The sequence below is a fragment of the Micromonospora sp. NPDC000316 genome, assembly GCF_042898885.1.
Lineage (GTDB): Bacteria > Actinomycetota > Actinomycetes > Mycobacteriales > Micromonosporaceae > Micromonospora.
The window spans coordinates 1-17,905 of record NZ_JBIAZG010000001.1; the positions used below are offsets into that span (position 1 = coordinate 1).

Here is a 17,905-nt window from a genome sequence, read left to right on the forward strand (position 1 = left end):
CTGGGTGCTCGACACCGGCAGCCCGATGCTCCCGCCCGGGGTGGGGGGGGGGGGGGGTTTTGGGGGGGGGGGGGGGGGGGCCCCGCGGGCCGCCGCGGGGGGGGGGGGGGCGGCGGGGGGGGGGCGGCCGCCGCCGGGGGGGGGGGGGCGGGGGCCCGACACCACGCGCCCCCGTTGGGGGGGCCGGCGTATCGGCGGGGCCACGCGCCCGGGGCGGGGCGCCCCCCCCCCGGGGGGGCCGCCCCCCCCGGGGGGGGGCCCCCCCGCGACAGGCGACGCTTGTCAGGACCGGGCCGAGCGATCCGGAGCCAGGCCTTCGATGGCGGCGAGCAGGTCGGCCGGCTCCGTCCGCTCCCAGTGGCGCGCGTACGCCGAGGCGAAGCGCAGGACGCCGTCGGTGTCGGCGAGGAACACCCCGGGCATCGTCATGCGGTTGCTGTCGTCGCCGTTGATCTGCGAGAAGTTCATGCCGAAGCTGCCCCACACGTCGAGCAGGTCCTGGTTCATCGTGTAGGTCAGGTTGAACCGCTCGGCGTAGGCGTTGCCCCGGTCGCTGAGGATCCGGTACGAGAGCTTGTTGCGGCGGATGGCCGCCCGGAGGTGGGGCATGGTGACTGGCGAGATGGCCACCAGGTCGGCTCCGAGTTCCCTGATCCGTGGGTAGACCTCCTCCAGCGCCTCCAGCTCGAAGTTGCAGTAGTCACACCAGGCGCCGCGGTAGAACACGAGAGCGAGCGGCCCCCGGGACAGCAGGTCGGCGGAAGAGACGACGTCGCCGTTCTCATCGGGCATCTCGAAGGACGGGAACGGCGCTCCCGCTTTCAGCACCCGGTCTTCGGCGCCCGAGGCGGCCAGTGCGTTCGCCTCCCGATAGATCACCTCAAGGTGGGCCGGCGTGATCGGTGGCACCTCGCCTGACTCCTGACGGGCCTTGTACTCCCGAAGCCGTTCGTTGAGGGACATCGATCTCCTTTCCAGCGGCCTGGCCCTGGTCTCAGGTCCAGCCCACAGGCATCGACTTGATGCCGTTGACAAAGTTGGACTCCAGTCGGACGACCGGGCCCGTGGTGGCAAGTCGAGGAAGATGCGGGCTGATGGCGTCGAGCAACGCGGCCATCTCCATCCGCGCCAGGTGGGCGCCCAGGCAGAAGTGCGGGCCGACGCCGAAGCTGAGGTGCGGGTTGGACTCCCGCTCCAGATCCACCCGGTGGGGGTCGGCGAAGACCGCGGCGTCCCGGTTGGCGGAGACGTAGAACATGACGACTTTGTCGCCCTCGGCGATCCTCGTCCCGGCCAGGGTCGTGTCCTGGGTGGCGGTCCGGCGGAACTGCATGATCGGGGTGACCACCCGGAGGAACTCGTCGACGGCTGTGGCTGTGGGCAGCGGCGCGCCGAGCCAGCGTCGGCGTAGCGCTTCGTCGTTCAGCAGCAGGTGCAGGGCGCCGGAGATCAGGTGACGGGTCGTCTCGTTGCCGGCGACCACAAGCAGCAACCAGAACTGGCAGAACTCCCGGTCGGTCATCCGCCGCCCGTCGACCTCCGCGGTGGCGAGCAGGCTGATCAGGTCGTCGCGAGGCGCGGCCCGCCGCCGTATGGCCACTGCCATCGCGTACTGGAACGCCTCCGCGAAAGTCTGCCGGTAGACCTCGACGTCACCGCCGCCGTACTCCGGGTCGTCGAAGCCGACCAGGTTGTTGCTCCAGCGATAGAGCAGATGCCTGTCGCCGCGGGGCAGGCCCAGCAGGTCGGCGAGCACGAGCAGGGGCAGTTCCGCCGCCAGGTCGGTGACCGCGTCGAACGTGTCCCGCTGACGCACCGCCTCGACGATTTCCTTGGCGTGCCGGGTGACGGTGTCGCCGAGCGAGCGCACGGCGCGGGGGGTGAACACCGAGCTGACGATGCGGCGGATCCGCACGTGCTGCGGTGCGTCCATGTTCACGAGCAACTGCCGCATGAAGTCCAGGTCCGCGGGGGTGCGGGGGTCGTGCAGGAACGCCCCGCGCAGCGCGGAGGAGAACACCTGCGGCTGCCGGGACGCCTCCATTACCGCGTCGTGGGTCGTCGCCGCCCAGAACCCGGAGCCCTGCTGCTGTATCCGGCCGGCCGAGCTGTGCCGCCACAGCGCCGGCTCCGGCACCCACCCGACCGGTTCCTCGCGGCGACGCCTTTCGAACTCGGCGTGTGGCACCCCGCCTGCGTAGGTCGCCGGGTGGGCGATGTCCGCAAGGGACGTCGTTCGCGTCGCTGGCATCCCGCTCATCGTTCCCATCGGTCGTCTCCGCAGAGCGTGCGCAACTGGTCGAGGCGGACCTTGCCGGTCGGCTCGCGGGGGACGACGTCGACCGACCGCCAGGAGCGAGGCACCTTGAACCCGGCGAGGTGACTCCGGCAGTGGGCGTCGAGTGCCGACCAGGACCGCTGCCCACCGCCGGGCTCCCACTCGACGACAGCGGCCACCCGCTCGCCGTACTCCTCGTCGGGGACGCCGAGCGCGACGGCGTCGCGCACGTCCGGGTGCCGCAGCAACACCTGCTCGATCTCGGCGGGATAGACGTTCACGCCGCCGGAAACGATCATGTTCTGGGCGCGGCCGGTCAGGTACAGGTAGCCGTCGTCGTCGAGGTGACCCACCTCGCCGTACGTGAAGACGCCGGGCGCGAGGTGCGCGGCGCGGGTCTTCTCCGCGGCGTTGTGGTAGCGGAAACCGCGGCCGGGCCGACGGATGAAGATCCGGCCCTGCTGGTGGGGGCCGAGCTCACGGCCGTCGTCGTCGACGACGAGGATCCGGTTCGGCGGTACGGCACGCCCCACGCTGCCGGGGTGGGCGAGCCAGTCGGCCGAGTCGATGAGGGTGACCACTCCCCCCTCGGTGGCCGCGTAGTACTCGACGAGCACCGGACCCCACCACTCGATCATGCGGTGCTTGACGTCCGGCGGGCAGGCGCCGCCGCCGTGCCAGATCCGGCGCAGGCTGGTTCCGGAGAACGCGGCTCGGACGGCCGGGTCGAGGCGCAGCAGGCGTACGAACTGGGTCGGCACGAGGTGGCACTCGGTGATCCGCTCCGCGTCGATAGTCGCAAGCGCTTCGGCGGGGTCGAACCGCTCCCGGATCACAAGTGTCGCGCCGTTGAGCAGGGGCAGGAGCGCGAAGAACAGTTGCGCGGAGTGGTACCACGGCCCGACCAGCAGCACCCGCCCGTCGGCGGGCACGCCAAGCGTCTCGCTTGCGTATTCGAGCAGCCGGGTGGCCCGGGAGAACGGCGCTCCAGTGACGAACAGGCCGTTGAGCACTCCCTTGGGTCGGCCTGTCGTGCCCGAGGTGTAGATCATCAACTGCCCGCACTCCTGCTCGGAGGGGGAGGTGTGCCCGTCGGTCGCGGCGAGCAGCGGCTCCGCCGGCGGGAGGGCGTGTACGGCGCTGTCGCCGGTGACGATCGCCCGGACCGTGCCCGCCTCGGCCGCCGCCTTGGCACCCACAAGCGCACGCGCGGGGTCGACGACGAGCAGCCGGACGTCGGCGTCGGCAAGCACGTAGGCGACCTCCGGCGCGGTGAGGTGCCAGTTCACCGGCACCGCCGTGACGCCAGCGTGCAGGCAGGCCAGCAGCGCTTCCAGCGCCTCTCTGCGGTTGCCGAGCATCAGCGCCACCGCGTCGCCGGGGGTGACGCCCGCGTCGGCGAGCAGCCCCCGCCACCGGTGCACCCGCTCCACCAACTGCGCCCAGGTGAGGACACCGCCCTCGTCGGCGAGCGCCGGCGCGTCGGGGGCCTCGGCGAGCCGGGCGGCCAGCAGAACGGGCGGGTCCTGAGGACGGGGCATCATCAGTCCAGCAGGTCCGGGTGGCGGCGCAGGACACCCTCGTAGAGCGGCTTGAAGTTGAACCGGCCGATGCCGGGCGAGCCGATCACGTCGCGAGTCCGTTCGGCGTCCTCGTGGTCGATGAGCACCGGCTTGCCGGCCGCCTCGGCGGTGAGCTGCACCTGGCAGGACCGCTCCATGGCGACGAACCACCAGGCCGCCTCCTCCACCGACCCGCCGACGGTCAACAGGCCGTGGTTGCGGAGGATGGCGGCCTTGCCGGAGCCCAGCGCGGAGGCGATCCGCTTGCCCTCCTCCTCCTCGAGCACCACGCCCGTGTAGTCGTCGAAGACGGTGTGGTCGCCGTAGAACGCGCAGGCGTCCTGCGTGATCGGGTCGAGGAGCCGGCCCAGTGTGGAGAACGCCCTCCCGTACAGGGAGTGGGTGTGCACGGCGCAGATGACGTCGGGTCGGGCCGCGTGCACCGCCGAGTGGATGACGAAGCCGGCGGGGTTGATCCGGCCCTTGCCGCCCAGCACCTGCCCGTCGGCGCCGACCAGCAGCAGGTCGCTGACCTTCACGTGGCCGAAGTACATGCCGAACGGGTTGATCCAGAAGCAGTCGGGCCGCTCCGGGTCGCGGACGGTGATGTGCCCGCCCGCGCCCTCGTCGTAGCCGAGTTCCGCGAACAACCGCAGCGTGGCGGCCAGTCGCCGCATGCGCCGCTGCCGGAGCGCCGGTGTGTCAGGAGGGAACATCATCCGCATCCACCCGTCGTGTCGGTGTCGTAACCACCGGAAGCCACGATTGCCTCCGCCCGGTCGGGGAGCCGCGTCGTGGCCGGGGCGGCAGCCAGGACGGGGACGGCGGCACCAGCCGCGTCCGGCCGCCACAGGCTCAGAAAGCCGTCGAGCCGGTCCAGCCCCCAGAACCGGTGCCGCCCCCACTTCACGTACGGGATCCCGAAGATGTCGTCGAGGTAGGCGCGTTCGAGGCAGTCCGCCCCCTCCGCCCGCAGCCGCGGGTCGTCGACAGCTGCGGTGACCACGGCCGGATCCAGGCCGGCCCGCTCCGCGCAGCCGGCCACCACCTCGGGGTCGCAGATGTTCTCCCCCCGTTCCCAGCGGGCGGCGACCACCTCGTCGTAGAACGGCTCGGCACGGCCGGCGTGGCGGGCGGCCAGCCAGCCCAGGTGCGGCACCTCCCAGTGCGGGTCGATGTCGATCGGCCACGCCATCGGCACGTCTTCGCGCTGCACAAGACGTTTGGTGTCCATCAGCAGGTAGAGGTGCTTGGCCCGGCTCATCTGCACGTAGTGGAACTCCGCGCCGCGCGCCTCAAGCGCCTCCGAGGTCCGCGCGTCCGGATCCCAGTAGGGGAACCAGTCCAGCTCCGCGAACGCCGTCGGCACCGCGGCGCGCAGGCGCCGGATCGTCAACCAGCTGTACGGGCTGCGGAAGGAGAAGAACAGTCGGGGGCGGGCGGGCGCGCGGGTCACGACCGGCTCCCGGTGAGGATCGCGCACACCTCGGGGTCGAGCCGGGCGAGCTGACCGGCGTCCGGGCCCCGGCTGATCGCGTACCCGTGCAGGATCGTCGCCGTGGCGACGAGCGTCAGCCGGTCGCCCCGGTTGACCCAGCAGTCCATCCGGCCGCTGAACATCATCTCCCGCAGCACGTCGTCGACGTGGAAGACGGTGTGCACCGTCTCCTCCATGTGGGCCGGCTCGGCGAGGCGTACCCGTGCCCGGGAGACCACCGGGATCCACGCGCGTTCGGAAAGCATGCGTCCCACGGAGATGCCCCTGTCGTCGAGGAACCTGTCGACGACCTCCTCCAGGGCGCGCACGAAACCGGAGTGCTGCACCCGGTCGGAGTAGTGGCAGTAGAAGTACGGCGCCCGCCAGGACCACAGGTAGGCCGCCGAGCCCTGTGGGGTCAACACGGAGGCGGGGTCGGCGCCGGCCGGCAGCGCGAGCTCCGCGCTCAGGCCGGTCGCCGTGTCGAGTCCGGGGGTCTCCCAGGTCGAGAGGGCGGCCGGGGCGGGCCGGTGCACAGGCCCGTCGGCCTCGGGCACCAGGGCGACAGTGAGGTGTCCCCGCAGCACCACGACGTCCTGGCCGCCGCGGTTAACCGACAACTGCACCCGAAGCCGCTTCCCGGTGCCGGCGACGACCTCCGCGCGGACCTCGTCGTCGACCTCCAGCACGGCCGGCAACTGCACCGAACAGTCGATGATCTCGGTGCCGAGGCCGTACTCGTGGAAGAGTTCGCGGGCCCCGTGGCCCTGGTCGCGCAGCCACTGCAGGACCGCCTCCTCCACCAGGTACATGAAGTGCTTGAACCCGATCCAGGTGCGGATGTTGGCGCCTTCGTAGCGCGGCCGGCTGACCAGAACGCTCGGGGTCGGAGCGTGGGGGGCGAGGGTGGTCACGTGGCTACTCCTTCGGGATGACCGGTGACGATGGGAGCCACGTCGACGAAGGCTCGCAGGCGGGCCGCGACATCCTCCGGCTGGCGGGCGTAGCAGAAGTGGTCGTAGCTGTCGCCGATCGACAGCACCGCGTGCGGCATGCCGTCGGCGAGGGTCCGTGCGGCCTCCGGGGAGAGGGTCGGATCAGACCCTCCGGCGAGCACAAGCACCCGGGCGGTCACCTGGTCCAGCCGCAGTGACGCGCTGGCGCAGAACTGGTCGAACACGGCCAGGAAACCGGACGGGCCGACCCGGTCGACGGCCTTGGCGATCATTCGCTCCACCACGTCCGCGTCCATGGCCCGCAACCGCGCGCCGAGCCGGCTGCGCAGCGAGTCGTGGATGTGCTGTTCGAAGGACCGCCGCGCGCGTTCGAACACCCGCCAGGTCACGGCGACGTCCGGCGGCCGGTACAGCGGGCAGACCAGCATGACGGTGCCCGGCAACCGCTGGTCGCGGGCGCAGAGCAGTTCGAGCAGAGCGTTGCCGCCGTAGGAGTGGGCCACGATGAGGTCGGGGCGCCGGTCCAGTTGGTCGAGGCCGTCGGCCAGCCACTGCGGTGAGGGGCGACGACGCCACTGGTAGTCGTTGCCAGGCCGCCACGGCAGGTCGAGGGCGACCGGGGACCACTCGGGCGGCAGCACGTTGCTCAACGGCAGCCAACTCTCCCAGGAGTCCTCCAGCCCGTGGGCGAAGACCGCGAGCGGTCCACCGGCCGTCGGCGAGCGCAACTCCCGGACCATCGGCGGCGTCACGGCTGCCTCCCGGTGGCGGCAGGAGTGAGCACTGCGGTACGCCAGCCGTCGTCGTCGCCGCCGCAGAGCACCGCGACGCCGTCCGCACCCTCGGCGACGAGCCGCGCGGCCAGCGCCGTCTGGAGCACCCCCTGGGCGCCGTAGCAGTCACCCCAGGCCGCTGCGGGGTCGAGGTGGCCGGGGCCGACCACGACCCGGGCGGGCCACGGGGGTACGTCGTCGCGGCGGCGCACGGTCGGCCCGACAGTCAGGGTGGCCAGCGGGGCGGCTGCCCGGGCGACGGGTTCCAGGACCACGCAGGCGGCACCGGCGCGCAGCGGCGGGGCCGCGACGTCGGCGGTGGGGCCACGGCGCACCGCGACAGCGGTCTCGTCGTCGGCTTCCGCGCCGACGACAAGCACCCGGTCGGCCCGGCGGGCACGCAGCAGCAGGACGCCCAGAGCGAGCGCGTCCAGGCCCGCGGTCTCGCCGGAGCAGACCATCAGGTTCGGGCCACCGAACCGGAACCACAGCGCGATGCTGCTGGCGATGACGTTGCTTGACGCGTTCGGCGCCGCCATCGGGCTGACCCCCCGGCTGCCCTCGCGGGCGACGGTACGGGTCACGTCGACGACGGTGGCGACGTTGCCGAGGTTGCTGGCGGCCACGACAGCGGTGCCGGGATCGAGTGTGGCGTCGGGGCGAACGCCGTCGGGCAGCCCCAGGGCGCGGTGCACGGCGCACAGCGCGAGCCGGGTGGCCGGTTCCTTGTACAGCAGCCCTTTCCGGCCCAGCAGCGTGTTGGCACTGTCGGAAGAACAGGCGGGGTCCACCCGCGGCAGGCCTGCGACGGTCGTACCGAAGCGGTCGTCTGCGGGCAGGTGGATGCTGTAGGAGGTGACGGCCACGGCGGTGACCGCTGTGGATCCCGGTGCGCGACGGCGTGCGCCCGGGGCCGGCGCCACGTCGACGGCCGGCGGGGCCGGCGTGCCTGTCACAGCGCCTCCACAAGTGTCACCGCGTTGACGCCGCCGAAGCCGAAGGCGTTGACCTGGGCCAGGGTGAGGTCCCGGCGGGCGCGGACGTCCCGGACGAAGGTGAGCCCCTCGCCCTCCGGCAGGGGGTTCACCAGCCCGACGACGGGCGGCACCGTGCCGCTCGCCAGGCACCGCAGCGCCACGTCGAGGTTGGCGAGGGCTGCGGCGCCCGACAGGTGGCCGACAGCGCCCTTGACGGCGGTGATCAGGGGCGCTTGGGGCCGGGGCAGGCACCGCAGCAACGCGGCGCACTCCGTGGAGTCGTTAAGGGCCGTGCCGGTGCCGTGGGCAACCACCAGGTCCGCCTCTTCCGGGCTGCGGCCGGCCCGTGTCCAGGCGTCGTTCATCGCCCGGCAGATGCCGTCCACATCGGGGGCGGTCTCGTGCACGGCATCGCAGGAAAGCCCGGTGGCGAGCAGTCGGCCGACGGCCGGCCCGGTCCAGTCCTCGCCGACCACGACGAGCGCGGCGGCCCCCTCGCCGAGCAGCACCCCGGTGCGGTCCCGGTCGAACGGGCGGATCTGGTCGGTGGGCTCCGGTGCGACCTTGCCGATCATCGCGAGCATGGAGGCGGTCATCGTGTCGGCGGCGCCGACGACTACCGCGTCGGCCTCGCCGGTGTCGATCAGATCCTGGGCGAGCGCGAGGGCGTGCCCGCCCGCGCTGCACGCGTTGGCGATTGTCACCACCTCCGCCAGGCCGGGCACGGCGTCCCGGACGGCGGGCCCGAAGTGCAGGCGGGACGGGGTGGTGGCGGTGCCGGTGAGCGCCAGGTCCTCGACCGCCGCGAGTTCCCGCAGCCCGGTGCCGACGAGCGCCACGACCCGGCTCCGCAGGGGGTCGACGGCGGCCCGCGCCAGCGCCTCGGCGACGCACTCCCGCAGCCAGGTGCCGGCCCGCAGCGCGACCCCCGGCGCGGGCTCGTCGATCTGGTAGCCGGCCGTCACGTTGAGCCGGCCGGTCAGCGGGTGCCGCAGCTCGCCAACTCCGGTACGTCCGTCCAGCAGCGCGGCGAAGGTGCCCGCGCCGTCGCCGAGACAGGTACGCAGGCTGCTCGCCGCGATCAGCGTCGCCATGGGCTACCGCCGGACCAGGGCGGCGCCGACGCCGCCGTCGGTGCCGTGGGCCGTGAGCAGGGTCAGGCCGGACGATGGCCGGTCGCCGTCATCGGTCAGGCCCAGCGCTGCCACAAGGGCGAGCGCGGGGGTGGCGGCCCCGCAGTCCCCCGCCGCCCGGCTGACCACGAGTTCGGCCGGCCGGCGTCCACCAAGCGCCCGCAGGGCCGCGTCGCGCTGCGGGCGGCGGCCGGAGGTGGCCGTTTCGCTTGTGGCCAGGAGCGTGACGTCGGCAGGGGTGACTCCGGCGACGTGCAGGGCCCGTGCGACGCAGTCGGTGAGAGCCTGCTCCGCCGTGCCGTCCGGGCCGTACCCGGTGGTCACGGCACAGACCGCAGGACGCCCGGCCGGGTCGGTGTCGCCACCGATCACGAACACCGCGACACCCTCGCCCGGTAGAACCTCGCCGCCCGCCGGACCCAGCGCGGAAGCCCAGGCCCGGTGCGCCGAGAACTCCTCCACCGCGCCGACGAGCATGGTGTCGACATAGCCGCGGCGGATGGCGTTGCCGGCGTACCGCAGCGCGTGGAAGAAGGCCAGGGATCCACCGGTGACAGTGGCGTTGATTCCCTTGAGCCCGTGTCGGATGGCCGCCTGGCCGGCGGCGCAGTTCATCACCGTGTTGGGAAACAGCATCGGGTTGACCAGGTACGGCTTCTCCTGGACGAGGGTCTCGCGGCTGTAGTCACTTGTGGACTTCAGGCTGCCGACGGTCGTGCCCAACACCATGCCGATCCGGGCCCGGTTGGTGTCGTCCACTGTCAGTCCGCTGTCGCTGAGGGCCTCGCCGCAGGCCACCACGGCCAGGGCTGTGGCCCGGTCGTAGAAGCTCGTGCCGCGCCGCCCGAGCCGGGCACGCACGTCGAAGTCCCTGACGGTGTGACCGTCGGCGCGCGGCAGCGGCTCGGTGACGAGGCCACCGACGGGTTCGCCCGGATGAATCTCACCGGCGAGGGTGGCGACCCGTCGGGCGAGCGCCTCCGGCCGGTCACCGGCGGCGCTCAGCGCCGCGAAGCCGTTGATTGTCAGTGGCGTCATTGGGCGGCTCCGAGCAGGACGATCGCGTTGTTTCCGCCGAAGGCGAACCCGTTGTTCTGCACGAGCCGTACGGTGGCCGGCCTGGCCTCGTTCGGCACCGGGTCGATGTCGGCCAGCTGCGGGTCCGGGTGCGACCAGTTGACGGTGGGTGGCAGGAAGCCCTGTTCGATGGCGAGCGTGGAGGCGATGGCGCCGAACCCGCTGGCAGCGCCCATGGTGTGCCCGATCATCGACTTGATCGAGCTGATGGGAGGCGGTTTCGAGCCGAACACCTCAAGCACGGCCTGTGCCTCGACCAGGTCGTTGGCGGGGGTGCCGGTGCCGTGGGCGCAGATGTAGTCGACCTGGTCCGGTGTGACGCCCGCGTTGCGGTGGGCGATGCGGATGCACTCGGCGATGCTGTCCCGGTCCGGGGCCACCGGATGGTTGGCGTCGCAGTTGAGGCCGTAGCCGAGCACCTCCGCGTAGATGTACGCGCCGCGTGCCTCGGCGTGCTCCCGGGTCTCCAACGCCAGCACCGCGCCGCCCTCTCCGGTGAGGATGCCGGAGCGGTCCCTGTCGAACGGCGTGCAGGCGGTCTCGGTGAGGGCGCCCAGCCGGTAGAACCCCGCGTGGGCCCAGCGGCAGACCGAGTCGGCGCCACCGGCGAACACCACGTCTGACTCGCCGGTGACGAGCAGGTCGTAGGCGTACCCGATGGCGTAGTTGCTCGCGGAGCACGCGGTGGCGAGGGTGAGCGATTCGCCACGCAGGCCCAGCTCCTCGCTCACCGCGTGCGCCAGCCGCCCCGCGGGCAGTTGCTCGATCAGCTGCGGTGGCACCGCGTCGAAGCCCGCTTCGACCAGGTGCGCCGTGAGCGCCTCCAGGACGACGGACTCGCCGCTTGTCGTGCCGATCACGGCATGGGCCCGAGAGCGGTCCACCGTGTCGAGGTCCAGTTTGGCGTCGTCCGCCGCGAGCCGAGCGGCGGCGGCCGCGAACTGGCTGGACCGGCCCCACCGCTCCGGCGGTAGCCGGCGCAGCCAGGCGGCGGGGTCGAAGTCGCGGACCTCACCGCCGTTGCGGTACGGGAACCCGGACGGGTCGAAGCTGGTGATCTGGGAGATGCCGGAGCGGCCCGCCCGCAGGGCCGCACCGAACGCCGTCACCCCCGTCCCGATGCTCGACACCGGGCCGAGGCCGGTCACGACCACGCGCCGCACGGTGTCAGTCCTGCCAGCCGGCGTGCCGGGTGACGGCCTCGTAGGTGGCCTTGAGGTTGCGCAGCTCGGGCAGCTCCGACTGCGGGATCTCCACCTTGAACGCCTTGTCGATGCGGGCCAGGATCTCGATGGCGCGCAGCGAGTCCGCCTGGTATTCCTCGGCGAAGTCCCCGGTGTCGGTCAGCTCGTCGGTCTCGATCTCCAACACCTCGGCGATGATCTCCCGGAGCTGCTCGTACCGCTCGTTTTCACCGGACATGTTGGCCTCCTTGGGCACTGGTGTTAGCGGGGATGGTGCGGTCGACGCCTGTCGAGCCGGCCGTGGGTTCGGCGACTGCGGCGCGGGGGCGGCGGGCGGCCATGAGCGAGCCGACGGTGGCGATGCACCGCTCACCGACCCAGCTCTCGCCCGTGGCGAATGCGGTGTCGGCGACGACGCGTTCGAGGCGTACGACGTGCCGGACGACATCGCCCGGGTAGGCGTGGCCCTGGACTGTGTACTCCCGTGCGCCCACGAAGAGCAGCAGGGAGTCGTCGGTGAGCCGGTCCGACGGGGCAGAGCCGGCCAGCCAGAGCAGCGCGGCGCTCTGCCCGAACGACTCGATGAGCAGCGACGCCGGGTAGGCGTAGTCCTCGGCGGTGGCGTCGTCACCGAGGTGGGCGTAGCAGGGCTCGGTGACGGTGATCGCCTTGACCGTCTCGATGACGTCACCGGCTTGCAGACTGGTCACCCGGTCGACGAGCAGCAGCGGGTGGCGCTGCGGCAGGACGGCCCGAATCTCGACGGCGTTCACGCGCCCGCTCCGGTGTCGAAGACGGCGCGCAGTCGGGCGGTGACAGTGCCGTCGTTGCGCCGGCCGGTGCCGCGCACCGCCCAGCCGGACGGTGTCGGGGCACCGGGGTCCGCCGGATCCACGTCGAGGGTGAGCTCCATCTCGTCGCCGCCGAGCAGCGCCGCGAGGAACCGGATCGAGGTGACCGCGCGCAGCCGCGGGGCGCCGGGCACGGCCTGGGTAATCGCCTGGCACAGGGTCTCGACCACGAACACACCCGGGTAGATCGGCTGGCCGGGGAAGTGACCGGCGAGGTTCGGGTCGGCGGGATCGACGGCGACCCGGGCGGTGATCGTCCAGCCACCGTCGCGGGGAGCCACCCGAAGTCGGTCGACGGCCCGCAGCGGTGCGGCGTAGGAGACGGGGGAAGCGGGTCGCCAGGCCGGCGCGACAGTCGCGGCGGTCACAGGGTCATCCCCCCGTCCACCTGGAACACCTGGCCGGTGACGTAGCCGGCCTGGTCGGAGAGGAGAAAGTCCACAATCGCCGCGACGTCCTCGGGGCGGCCGAACCGGCGCAGACCGATCATGCCCAGTGCCCGGTCCCGGGCCTTCGCGTCCAGCGCGTCGGTCATGTCGGTCTCGATGAAACCGGGAGCGACCACGTTGACGCGTACGCCGTAGGGGGCGAGTTCCTTGGCCAGCGAACGGCTCAGCCCGATGATGCCCGCCTTACTTGCCGCGTACGCGGTCTGGCCCACGTTGCCGTGGATGCCGGCGATCGAGGAGAGGTTGACGATGGCCCCGGCGCGGCGCTTCATGAAGCGGAAGGCCATGGCTCGGCAGAAGTTCCAGGTGCCGCCGAGGTTGACGTCGATGACCGCCTCCCAGTCGGGGCGGCGAGCCAGCACCAGCGGGCTGTCCCGGGTGATGCCCGCGTTGTTGACCAGCTGGCCGATCGGGCCCAGCCGCCGCTCGGCTTCGGCGATGAACGCGTCCACCGCCGCGTCGTCGGCGACGTCGCAGGGGGCGAAGTAACTAGGCACCCCGGCGGCGGCGACCTGCGCCTCGGTCTTCTCGGCGGCTTCACTCGGCTTGCTGTAGCAGCACGCGAGCCCGTACCCCTGCTCGGCGAGCCGGACGGCCACCGCACGGCCGATGCCCCGTGAGGCGCCGGTCACCAGTGCCAGCGGTCGCTCGGTCACAGACGCCTCCTTTGTCCGTCGCACCCACACCGGGTGCCCCCGATCGGCGACCGGAACTCGTATCTCGTACTCCTATGTTGAAGCATCTTGGGCCTGACATCAATAGAAGTAGCAGGACACACGTAAAGCACACACAGATACTATGCAGACACTGGCCGGACCCTACGGCTCGTCGGGGCGCGGAGCGGCGTCCCCCAGCACGTCAGAGCTGTCCGCGCCGGCGGCCGACGCGCCACGACGGATCCGCGTCGGTGTGCGGGAGAACTTCACCGCCGGACCGGTGAGTGGCGCGGTGGCGCCGTTGTGCAGCACCGTCGGCTGGAGCATGTCCCGCTCCGACACCTGCGGATCGGCCGCGACCTCGGTAAGCGTGCGCACCCGCTCGGCCACCAGGCCCACGGCGCGGAACGCCGCCATGACCTCGCCGACCGTGCGGGCCCGGCACCAGTCGACCACCAGGCCGTCGACAGCTACACGGTTCTGCCGGCGCTGCGCGCCCCGCCCGTAGCCGGGCGCGCGGGCCAACTCCGGGCGGCCGATCGTCTCGGCAAGCGCCCGCCAGTGCTTGTCCAGGGCTACGGACAGGTAGACCTCGCCGTCGAGACAGCCGTAGACGTTCGACGGGACCGCGAAGTCGGTCTGGTTGCCCCACCGCGCTGACGGCGCGCCGGTCGCGGCAAGCGTCAACAGGCCACAGCTGCTGGCGAGCAGGCTGTCGAGCATCGCCACGTCGACGTGCTGACCCTCGCCTGTGCGGTCGCGGTGCGCCAGGGCGGCCAGCGCGCCGACAGCCGCGTGCAGGCCGGCCAGTTCGTCGGCGAGGAACGTCGGCGCCCGGACCGGTCGGCCCGCCGGGTCTCCGTTGAGCGACATCCACCCGCTCGCGGCCTGCACCACCGGGTCGTACGCCGGCCGGTCGATGTCCGGGCCGTACTGCCCCCAGCCGGTGATCGACACGAACACGATGTCCGGCCGGACGCGGCGGCAGTCGGCGTAGCCGACACCCCAAGCGTCGAGCGTGCCGGGCTTGTAGTTCTCCACCACGAGGTCCGCGTCGCGCACAAGCCCCAGGAACGCCTCCCGATCGGCGGGCTGCCGCAGGTCCAGCCCCACACTGCGCTTGTTCCGGTTGACCGTCTCGCGGAACCACGACAGGCCCGTGCCGGGGATCTCCGGCGGCACCTCGCCGTCGCGGCCGTACGGCAACTCGACCCGGACCACGTCCGCGCCCATGTCGCCGAGCAGGCTCGTGGTCAGCGGTCCGGACCACACCTTCGTCACGTCCAGGACGGACAGGCCGTGCAGGGGTCCGTCGACGTCGTCGCGGGCCTCCCGATAGAACTCCTCGCGCCGCACGTCACACCCGGGCCAGGATCGTCGCGGTGCCAAGTGATCCCCCGCAGCACATCGTGACGAGCGCCGTCTGCGCGTCCCGACGCTCCAACTCGTGCAGCGCGGTGACGAGCAGCCGGGTGCCGCTGGAGCCGAGGGGGTGACCCAACGCGATCGCCCCGCCGTTGACGTTCACCCGTTCCAGGTCGGTGTCGTGCTGCTGCGCCCAGTTGAGCACCACGCCCGCGAACGCCTCGTTGACCTCGACCAGGTCGAGGTCGGCGAGCGTCATACCGGCGCGCTCGAGCGCCCGGCCGGTCGCCGCTACCGGCCCGTCCAGCAGGTAGTACGGATCCGCTCCGGTGACCACCTGGGCGACCATCCGCGCCCGGGGCCGCAGCCCGAGGGCCCGGGCCTGGCCGCGGGACATCCACAGGATCGCCGACGCGCCGTCGGAGACCTGCGAGGTGGTGCCTGGGGTGTGCACCCCGTCGGGCACGTTCGGCGTGAGCTTGGCCAGACCCTCCAGCGTGGTCTCGCGCAGCCCTTCGTCCCTGTCGACCCGGCGACGCCCGGCCTGGCCGTCGTCGCCCGGCACGTCGAGGCCTACCACCTCACGGTCGAAGTGCCCGGCCGCCCAGGCCGCCGCGGCGCGCTCCTGGGACAGGACGCCGTACGCGTCGACGTCGGCGCGTGTGTGGCCCTGCCGGGCGGCGATCCGCTCGACGCCGCCGAACTGCGCCCGCGGCGGGTCGTCCCACGGGTAGTCCGCGGTCTTGTAGTGACCCGGCCCGTTGTAGAGATTGACACCGATCGGGACCCGGCTCATCGACTCCACCCCGCAGGCGATGCCCACGCTTATCGCGCCGCTGCCGATCAGCGCGGCGACGAGGTGGTTCGCCTGCTGGGCGGAGCCGCACGAGGCGTCCACGGTCGTGCAGCCGACCGCCGGGTCCCATCCGGTGCTGAGCCACGCGTTGCGGGTGACGTTCAGACTCTGCTCGCCCGCCTGGGTGACGCACCCGCCCACCACCTGCTCCACGGTGTCGGGGGTGATGCCCGCGGCGTCGATGACCGCACCCAACACGTGTCGAAGCAGCTCGACACCCTTCAGCCCGGCGAGCGCACCACCGCGCTTGCCGATGGGAGTGCGGACCGCCGCGACGATGACCGGCTCGCGGTCGTCCGCAGTCACTGGTCCTCCACCGTGATGGCGAGCTTCGGACAGGCCTTGGCGGCCTGCGTCACGTCGGGCCACAGCTCCTGCGGCGGGTTTTCCTGAAGCACATAGAGGTAGTCGTCGTCCCGCACCTCGAAGACCGTCGGCGCGGCGAGCGCGCAGAGGCCGTTGCTGTCGCACCTGTCAAAGTCCACGCGTACCCGCATCGCGGCTGCCCTCTCTCGGTCCCGGCACTCGTGTTCCACGGTAGTGGAGTACTCGTATCTGGGAAATACAAGCATCGTCTTTGCGCAGACCCTTGTGTGTCTTCTGAGCCGTCGATACCGTGCGTACGGATATCCCATGGCCGGCTCCAGCCGGTGATCGGCGTACGGGAGGCCCCGTGGCTGTTCGTGAAGGCTTCACCCCCTGGCCGGCAGAGTTCGCCGCCCGATACCGCGCTGCCGGTTACTGGCGCGGCGACGTGCTCGGCGATCTGCTCCGCCCCTGGGCCGACTGGGACGCCGAGGCCCGCGACCCCGGGCGCACCGCTGTCGTCACCCGGCACGGCAGGCACACGTACGGCGAGCTCGACGCACGCGCCGACGAACTGGCCGCGGGCCTTGTCGAGCTGGGCGTACGCCCCGGCGACGGCGTGGTCGTCCAACTGCCCAACACCGTCGAGTTCCTCGTCACATGCGTGGCGCTGTTCCGCGTGGGCGCGCTGCCGGTGCTGGCCCTGCCGGCACACCGGCGGGCCGAGCTGACCTACCTGACCCAGTACGTCGGGGCCGTCGCCCTGGTGACAAGCGACCGGGCGCCCGGAGTGGACAACCGCGCGGTGGCGCAGGAGGTACGCGACGCCTGCCCCACACTGCGGCACGTCCTGGTGGTCGGTGAGCCTGGGCCGTTCCTGGCCTGGTCGGACGTGCGCGCCCCGGCCCGGGAGATGCCCCGACCCGACCCGCAGGACGTGGCGTTCTTCCTGCTCTCCGGCGGGACGACAGGGCTGCCGAAGCTGATCCCCCGCACTCACGACGACTACGCCTTCCAGCTGCGCGCCACCGCCGAGGCGATGTCGTTCGACCACCGGCACGCCTACCTCGCCGCGGTGCCTGTCGCGCACAACGCCGCCCTCGGCTGCCCCGGCGTGCTCGGCGCGCTGCGGGTCGGCGGCCGGGCGGTGCTGTCGTCGAGCCCCAGCCCGGACGAGGTGTTCCCGCTCATGGTCCAGGAGCGGGTCACCCTCACCACAGTCATGCCTGCCGTGCTGTCGCTGTGGGCGGAGACCTCCGCCATGTTCGACGTGGACCTGTCCGAGCTGGTCATCGAGGTCGGCGGTGCGGTGCTGCATCCCGACCTCGCCCGCGCGGTCCGCCCGGCCCTGGGCGCCACGCTCACCCACTGGTTCGGCATGGCCGAGGGCGTGCTCTGCTTCACCCGCCCCGGCGACGGCGACGAGGCCGCGGCGACCACCCAGGGCACCCCGATGTGCGCCGACGACGAACTCCTGATCGTCGACGAGGCGGGCGAGCCCGTTGCCCCCGGCGAGGTCGGCGAGCTGCTGGCGCGTGGGCCGTGCGTGCTGCGCGGCTACTACGCCGTACCCGAGCACAACCGGACGGTCTTCACCCCGGACGGCTTCCTGCGGACCGGCGACCTGGCCCGGATCGACTCCGAGGGCCGCCTGGTCATCTCCGGGCGGATCAAGGACGTCATCAACAGGGGTGGGGAGAAGGTGATGGCCGACGAGGTCGAGGGGCACCTGCTGACCCACGAGCGGGTCCGGGCGGCAGCTGTGGTCCCGTTCCCGGACCGGCGGCTCGGCGAGAAGACGTGCGCGGTGGTCGTCGCCGACGGCCCGGCACCCAGCCTGGTCGAGCTGCGCAAGCTGCTGCGAGACCGGGGCCTGGCCGACTACAAACTGCCGGACCGGCTCGAGGTCGTCGAGGCGTTGCCGTTGACGAACGTCGGCAAGGTCGACAAGCGGACCCTGGCCGCGACGGTCCTCGGCGACCTGACCGCCACCGCCAGCCGGTAG

Annotated in this window: 19 protein-coding genes; 1 reads left to right on the forward strand and 18 read right to left on the reverse strand. The window is 72.3% G+C overall.

The genetic code is table 11. The features are described from left to right. Positions 1-282 precede the first annotated feature (282 nt). From ACFY2Q_RS00005 to ACFY2Q_RS00090, 18 genes are all read right to left on the reverse strand, one after another. On the reverse strand, positions 283-963 hold the full coding sequence (locus ACFY2Q_RS00005; protein WP_387125923.1) for a peroxiredoxin-like family protein: 681 nt from the start codon (positions 961-963) through the stop codon (positions 283-285). Positions 964-994: 31 nt separating this feature from the next. Next, positions 995-2,260, reverse strand: a complete 1,266-nt coding sequence (locus ACFY2Q_RS00010; RefSeq protein ID WP_387125925.1) for a cytochrome P450 — start codon at positions 2,258-2,260, stop codon at positions 995-997. After that, a complete protein-coding gene (locus ACFY2Q_RS00015) occupies positions 2,257-3,822 on the reverse strand; it encodes an AMP-binding protein (protein WP_387125927.1) in 1,566 nt (521 codons plus the stop codon). The genes ACFY2Q_RS00010 and ACFY2Q_RS00015 overlap by 4 nt, the downstream gene beginning before the upstream one ends. Next, entirely contained in the window at positions 3,822-4,559 is a 738-nt protein-coding gene (locus tag ACFY2Q_RS00020; protein ID WP_387125929.1) for a class II aldolase/adducin family protein, read from the reverse strand. The genes ACFY2Q_RS00015 and ACFY2Q_RS00020 overlap by 1 nt, the downstream gene beginning before the upstream one ends. Then, positions 4,556-5,296, reverse strand: a complete 741-nt coding sequence (locus ACFY2Q_RS00025) for a 2-hydroxychromene-2-carboxylate isomerase (RefSeq protein ID WP_387125932.1) — start codon at positions 5,294-5,296, stop codon at positions 4,556-4,558. Before ACFY2Q_RS00025 ends, ACFY2Q_RS00020 begins: the two co-directional genes overlap by 4 nt. Beyond that, positions 5,293-6,231 carry a thioesterase gene (locus ACFY2Q_RS00030; RefSeq protein ID WP_387125934.1) on the reverse strand — a complete coding sequence of 313 codons (939 nt, stop codon included), beginning with the start codon at positions 6,229-6,231 and terminating at the stop codon, positions 5,293-5,295. Before ACFY2Q_RS00030 ends, ACFY2Q_RS00025 begins: the two co-directional genes overlap by 4 nt. Continuing rightward, on the reverse strand, positions 6,228-7,013 hold the full coding sequence (locus ACFY2Q_RS00035) for an alpha/beta fold hydrolase (protein WP_387127506.1): 786 nt from the start codon (positions 7,011-7,013) through the stop codon (positions 6,228-6,230). Before ACFY2Q_RS00035 ends, ACFY2Q_RS00030 begins: the two co-directional genes overlap by 4 nt. A gap of 8 nt (positions 7,014-7,021) precedes the next feature. Beyond that, positions 7,022-8,002 (reverse strand): beta-ketoacyl synthase N-terminal-like domain-containing protein, encoded by a 981-nt coding sequence (locus ACFY2Q_RS00040; protein ID WP_387125936.1) that lies wholly within the window; start codon positions 8,000-8,002, stop codon positions 7,022-7,024. Continuing rightward, complete coding sequence (locus tag ACFY2Q_RS00045; RefSeq protein WP_387125938.1) at positions 7,999-9,117, reverse strand: beta-ketoacyl synthase N-terminal-like domain-containing protein; 1,119 nt, start codon at positions 9,115-9,117, stop codon at positions 7,999-8,001. Before ACFY2Q_RS00045 ends, ACFY2Q_RS00040 begins: the two co-directional genes overlap by 4 nt. 3 nt (positions 9,118-9,120) lie before the next feature. Next, a complete protein-coding gene (locus ACFY2Q_RS00050; RefSeq protein WP_387125940.1) occupies positions 9,121-10,194 on the reverse strand; it encodes a beta-ketoacyl synthase N-terminal-like domain-containing protein in 1,074 nt (357 codons plus the stop codon). Then, the gene (locus tag ACFY2Q_RS00055) at positions 10,191-11,396 is read right to left on the reverse strand and encodes a beta-ketoacyl-[acyl-carrier-protein] synthase family protein (RefSeq protein ID WP_387125942.1); all 1,206 of its coding nucleotides are present in this window, start codon (positions 11,394-11,396) and stop codon (positions 10,191-10,193) included. Before ACFY2Q_RS00055 ends, ACFY2Q_RS00050 begins: the two co-directional genes overlap by 4 nt. Before the next feature lie 4 nt (positions 11,397-11,400). Further along, positions 11,401-11,655: an acyl carrier protein gene (locus ACFY2Q_RS00060; protein WP_357004665.1), complete on the reverse strand. Its 255-nt coding sequence runs from the start codon at positions 11,653-11,655 to the stop codon at positions 11,401-11,403. Beyond that, complete coding sequence (locus ACFY2Q_RS00065; protein ID WP_387125944.1) at positions 11,645-12,190, reverse strand: 3-hydroxyacyl-ACP dehydratase FabZ family protein; 546 nt, start codon at positions 12,188-12,190, stop codon at positions 11,645-11,647. The genes ACFY2Q_RS00060 and ACFY2Q_RS00065 overlap by 11 nt, the downstream gene beginning before the upstream one ends. Beyond that, positions 12,187-12,636, reverse strand: a complete 450-nt coding sequence (locus tag ACFY2Q_RS00070; protein ID WP_387125946.1) for a hypothetical protein — start codon at positions 12,634-12,636, stop codon at positions 12,187-12,189. Before ACFY2Q_RS00070 ends, ACFY2Q_RS00065 begins: the two co-directional genes overlap by 4 nt. Further along, positions 12,633-13,373 carry a 3-oxoacyl-[acyl-carrier-protein] reductase gene (fabG, locus tag ACFY2Q_RS00075; protein ID WP_387125948.1) on the reverse strand — a complete coding sequence of 247 codons (741 nt, stop codon included), beginning with the start codon at positions 13,371-13,373 and terminating at the stop codon, positions 12,633-12,635. Before fabG ends, ACFY2Q_RS00070 begins: the two co-directional genes overlap by 4 nt. Before the next feature lie 162 nt (positions 13,374-13,535). After that, on the reverse strand, positions 13,536-14,729 hold the full coding sequence (locus ACFY2Q_RS00080) for a CaiB/BaiF CoA transferase family protein (protein WP_387125950.1): 1,194 nt from the start codon (positions 14,727-14,729) through the stop codon (positions 13,536-13,538). Between the two features lies 1 nt (position 14,730). Next, positions 14,731-15,900, reverse strand: a complete 1,170-nt coding sequence (locus ACFY2Q_RS00085; RefSeq protein ID WP_387125952.1) for a steroid 3-ketoacyl-CoA thiolase — start codon at positions 15,898-15,900, stop codon at positions 14,731-14,733. Further along, entirely contained in the window at positions 15,897-16,091 is a 195-nt protein-coding gene (locus ACFY2Q_RS00090; protein WP_387125954.1) for a ferredoxin, read from the reverse strand. Before ACFY2Q_RS00090 ends, ACFY2Q_RS00085 begins: the two co-directional genes overlap by 4 nt. 176 nt (positions 16,092-16,267) lie before the next feature. On the opposite strand from ACFY2Q_RS00090, the gene ACFY2Q_RS00095 reads away from it, so the two are divergent. Next, positions 16,268-17,905: a (2,3-dihydroxybenzoyl)adenylate synthase gene (locus tag ACFY2Q_RS00095; protein ID WP_387125956.1), complete on the forward strand. Its 1,638-nt coding sequence runs from the start codon at positions 16,268-16,270 to the stop codon at positions 17,903-17,905.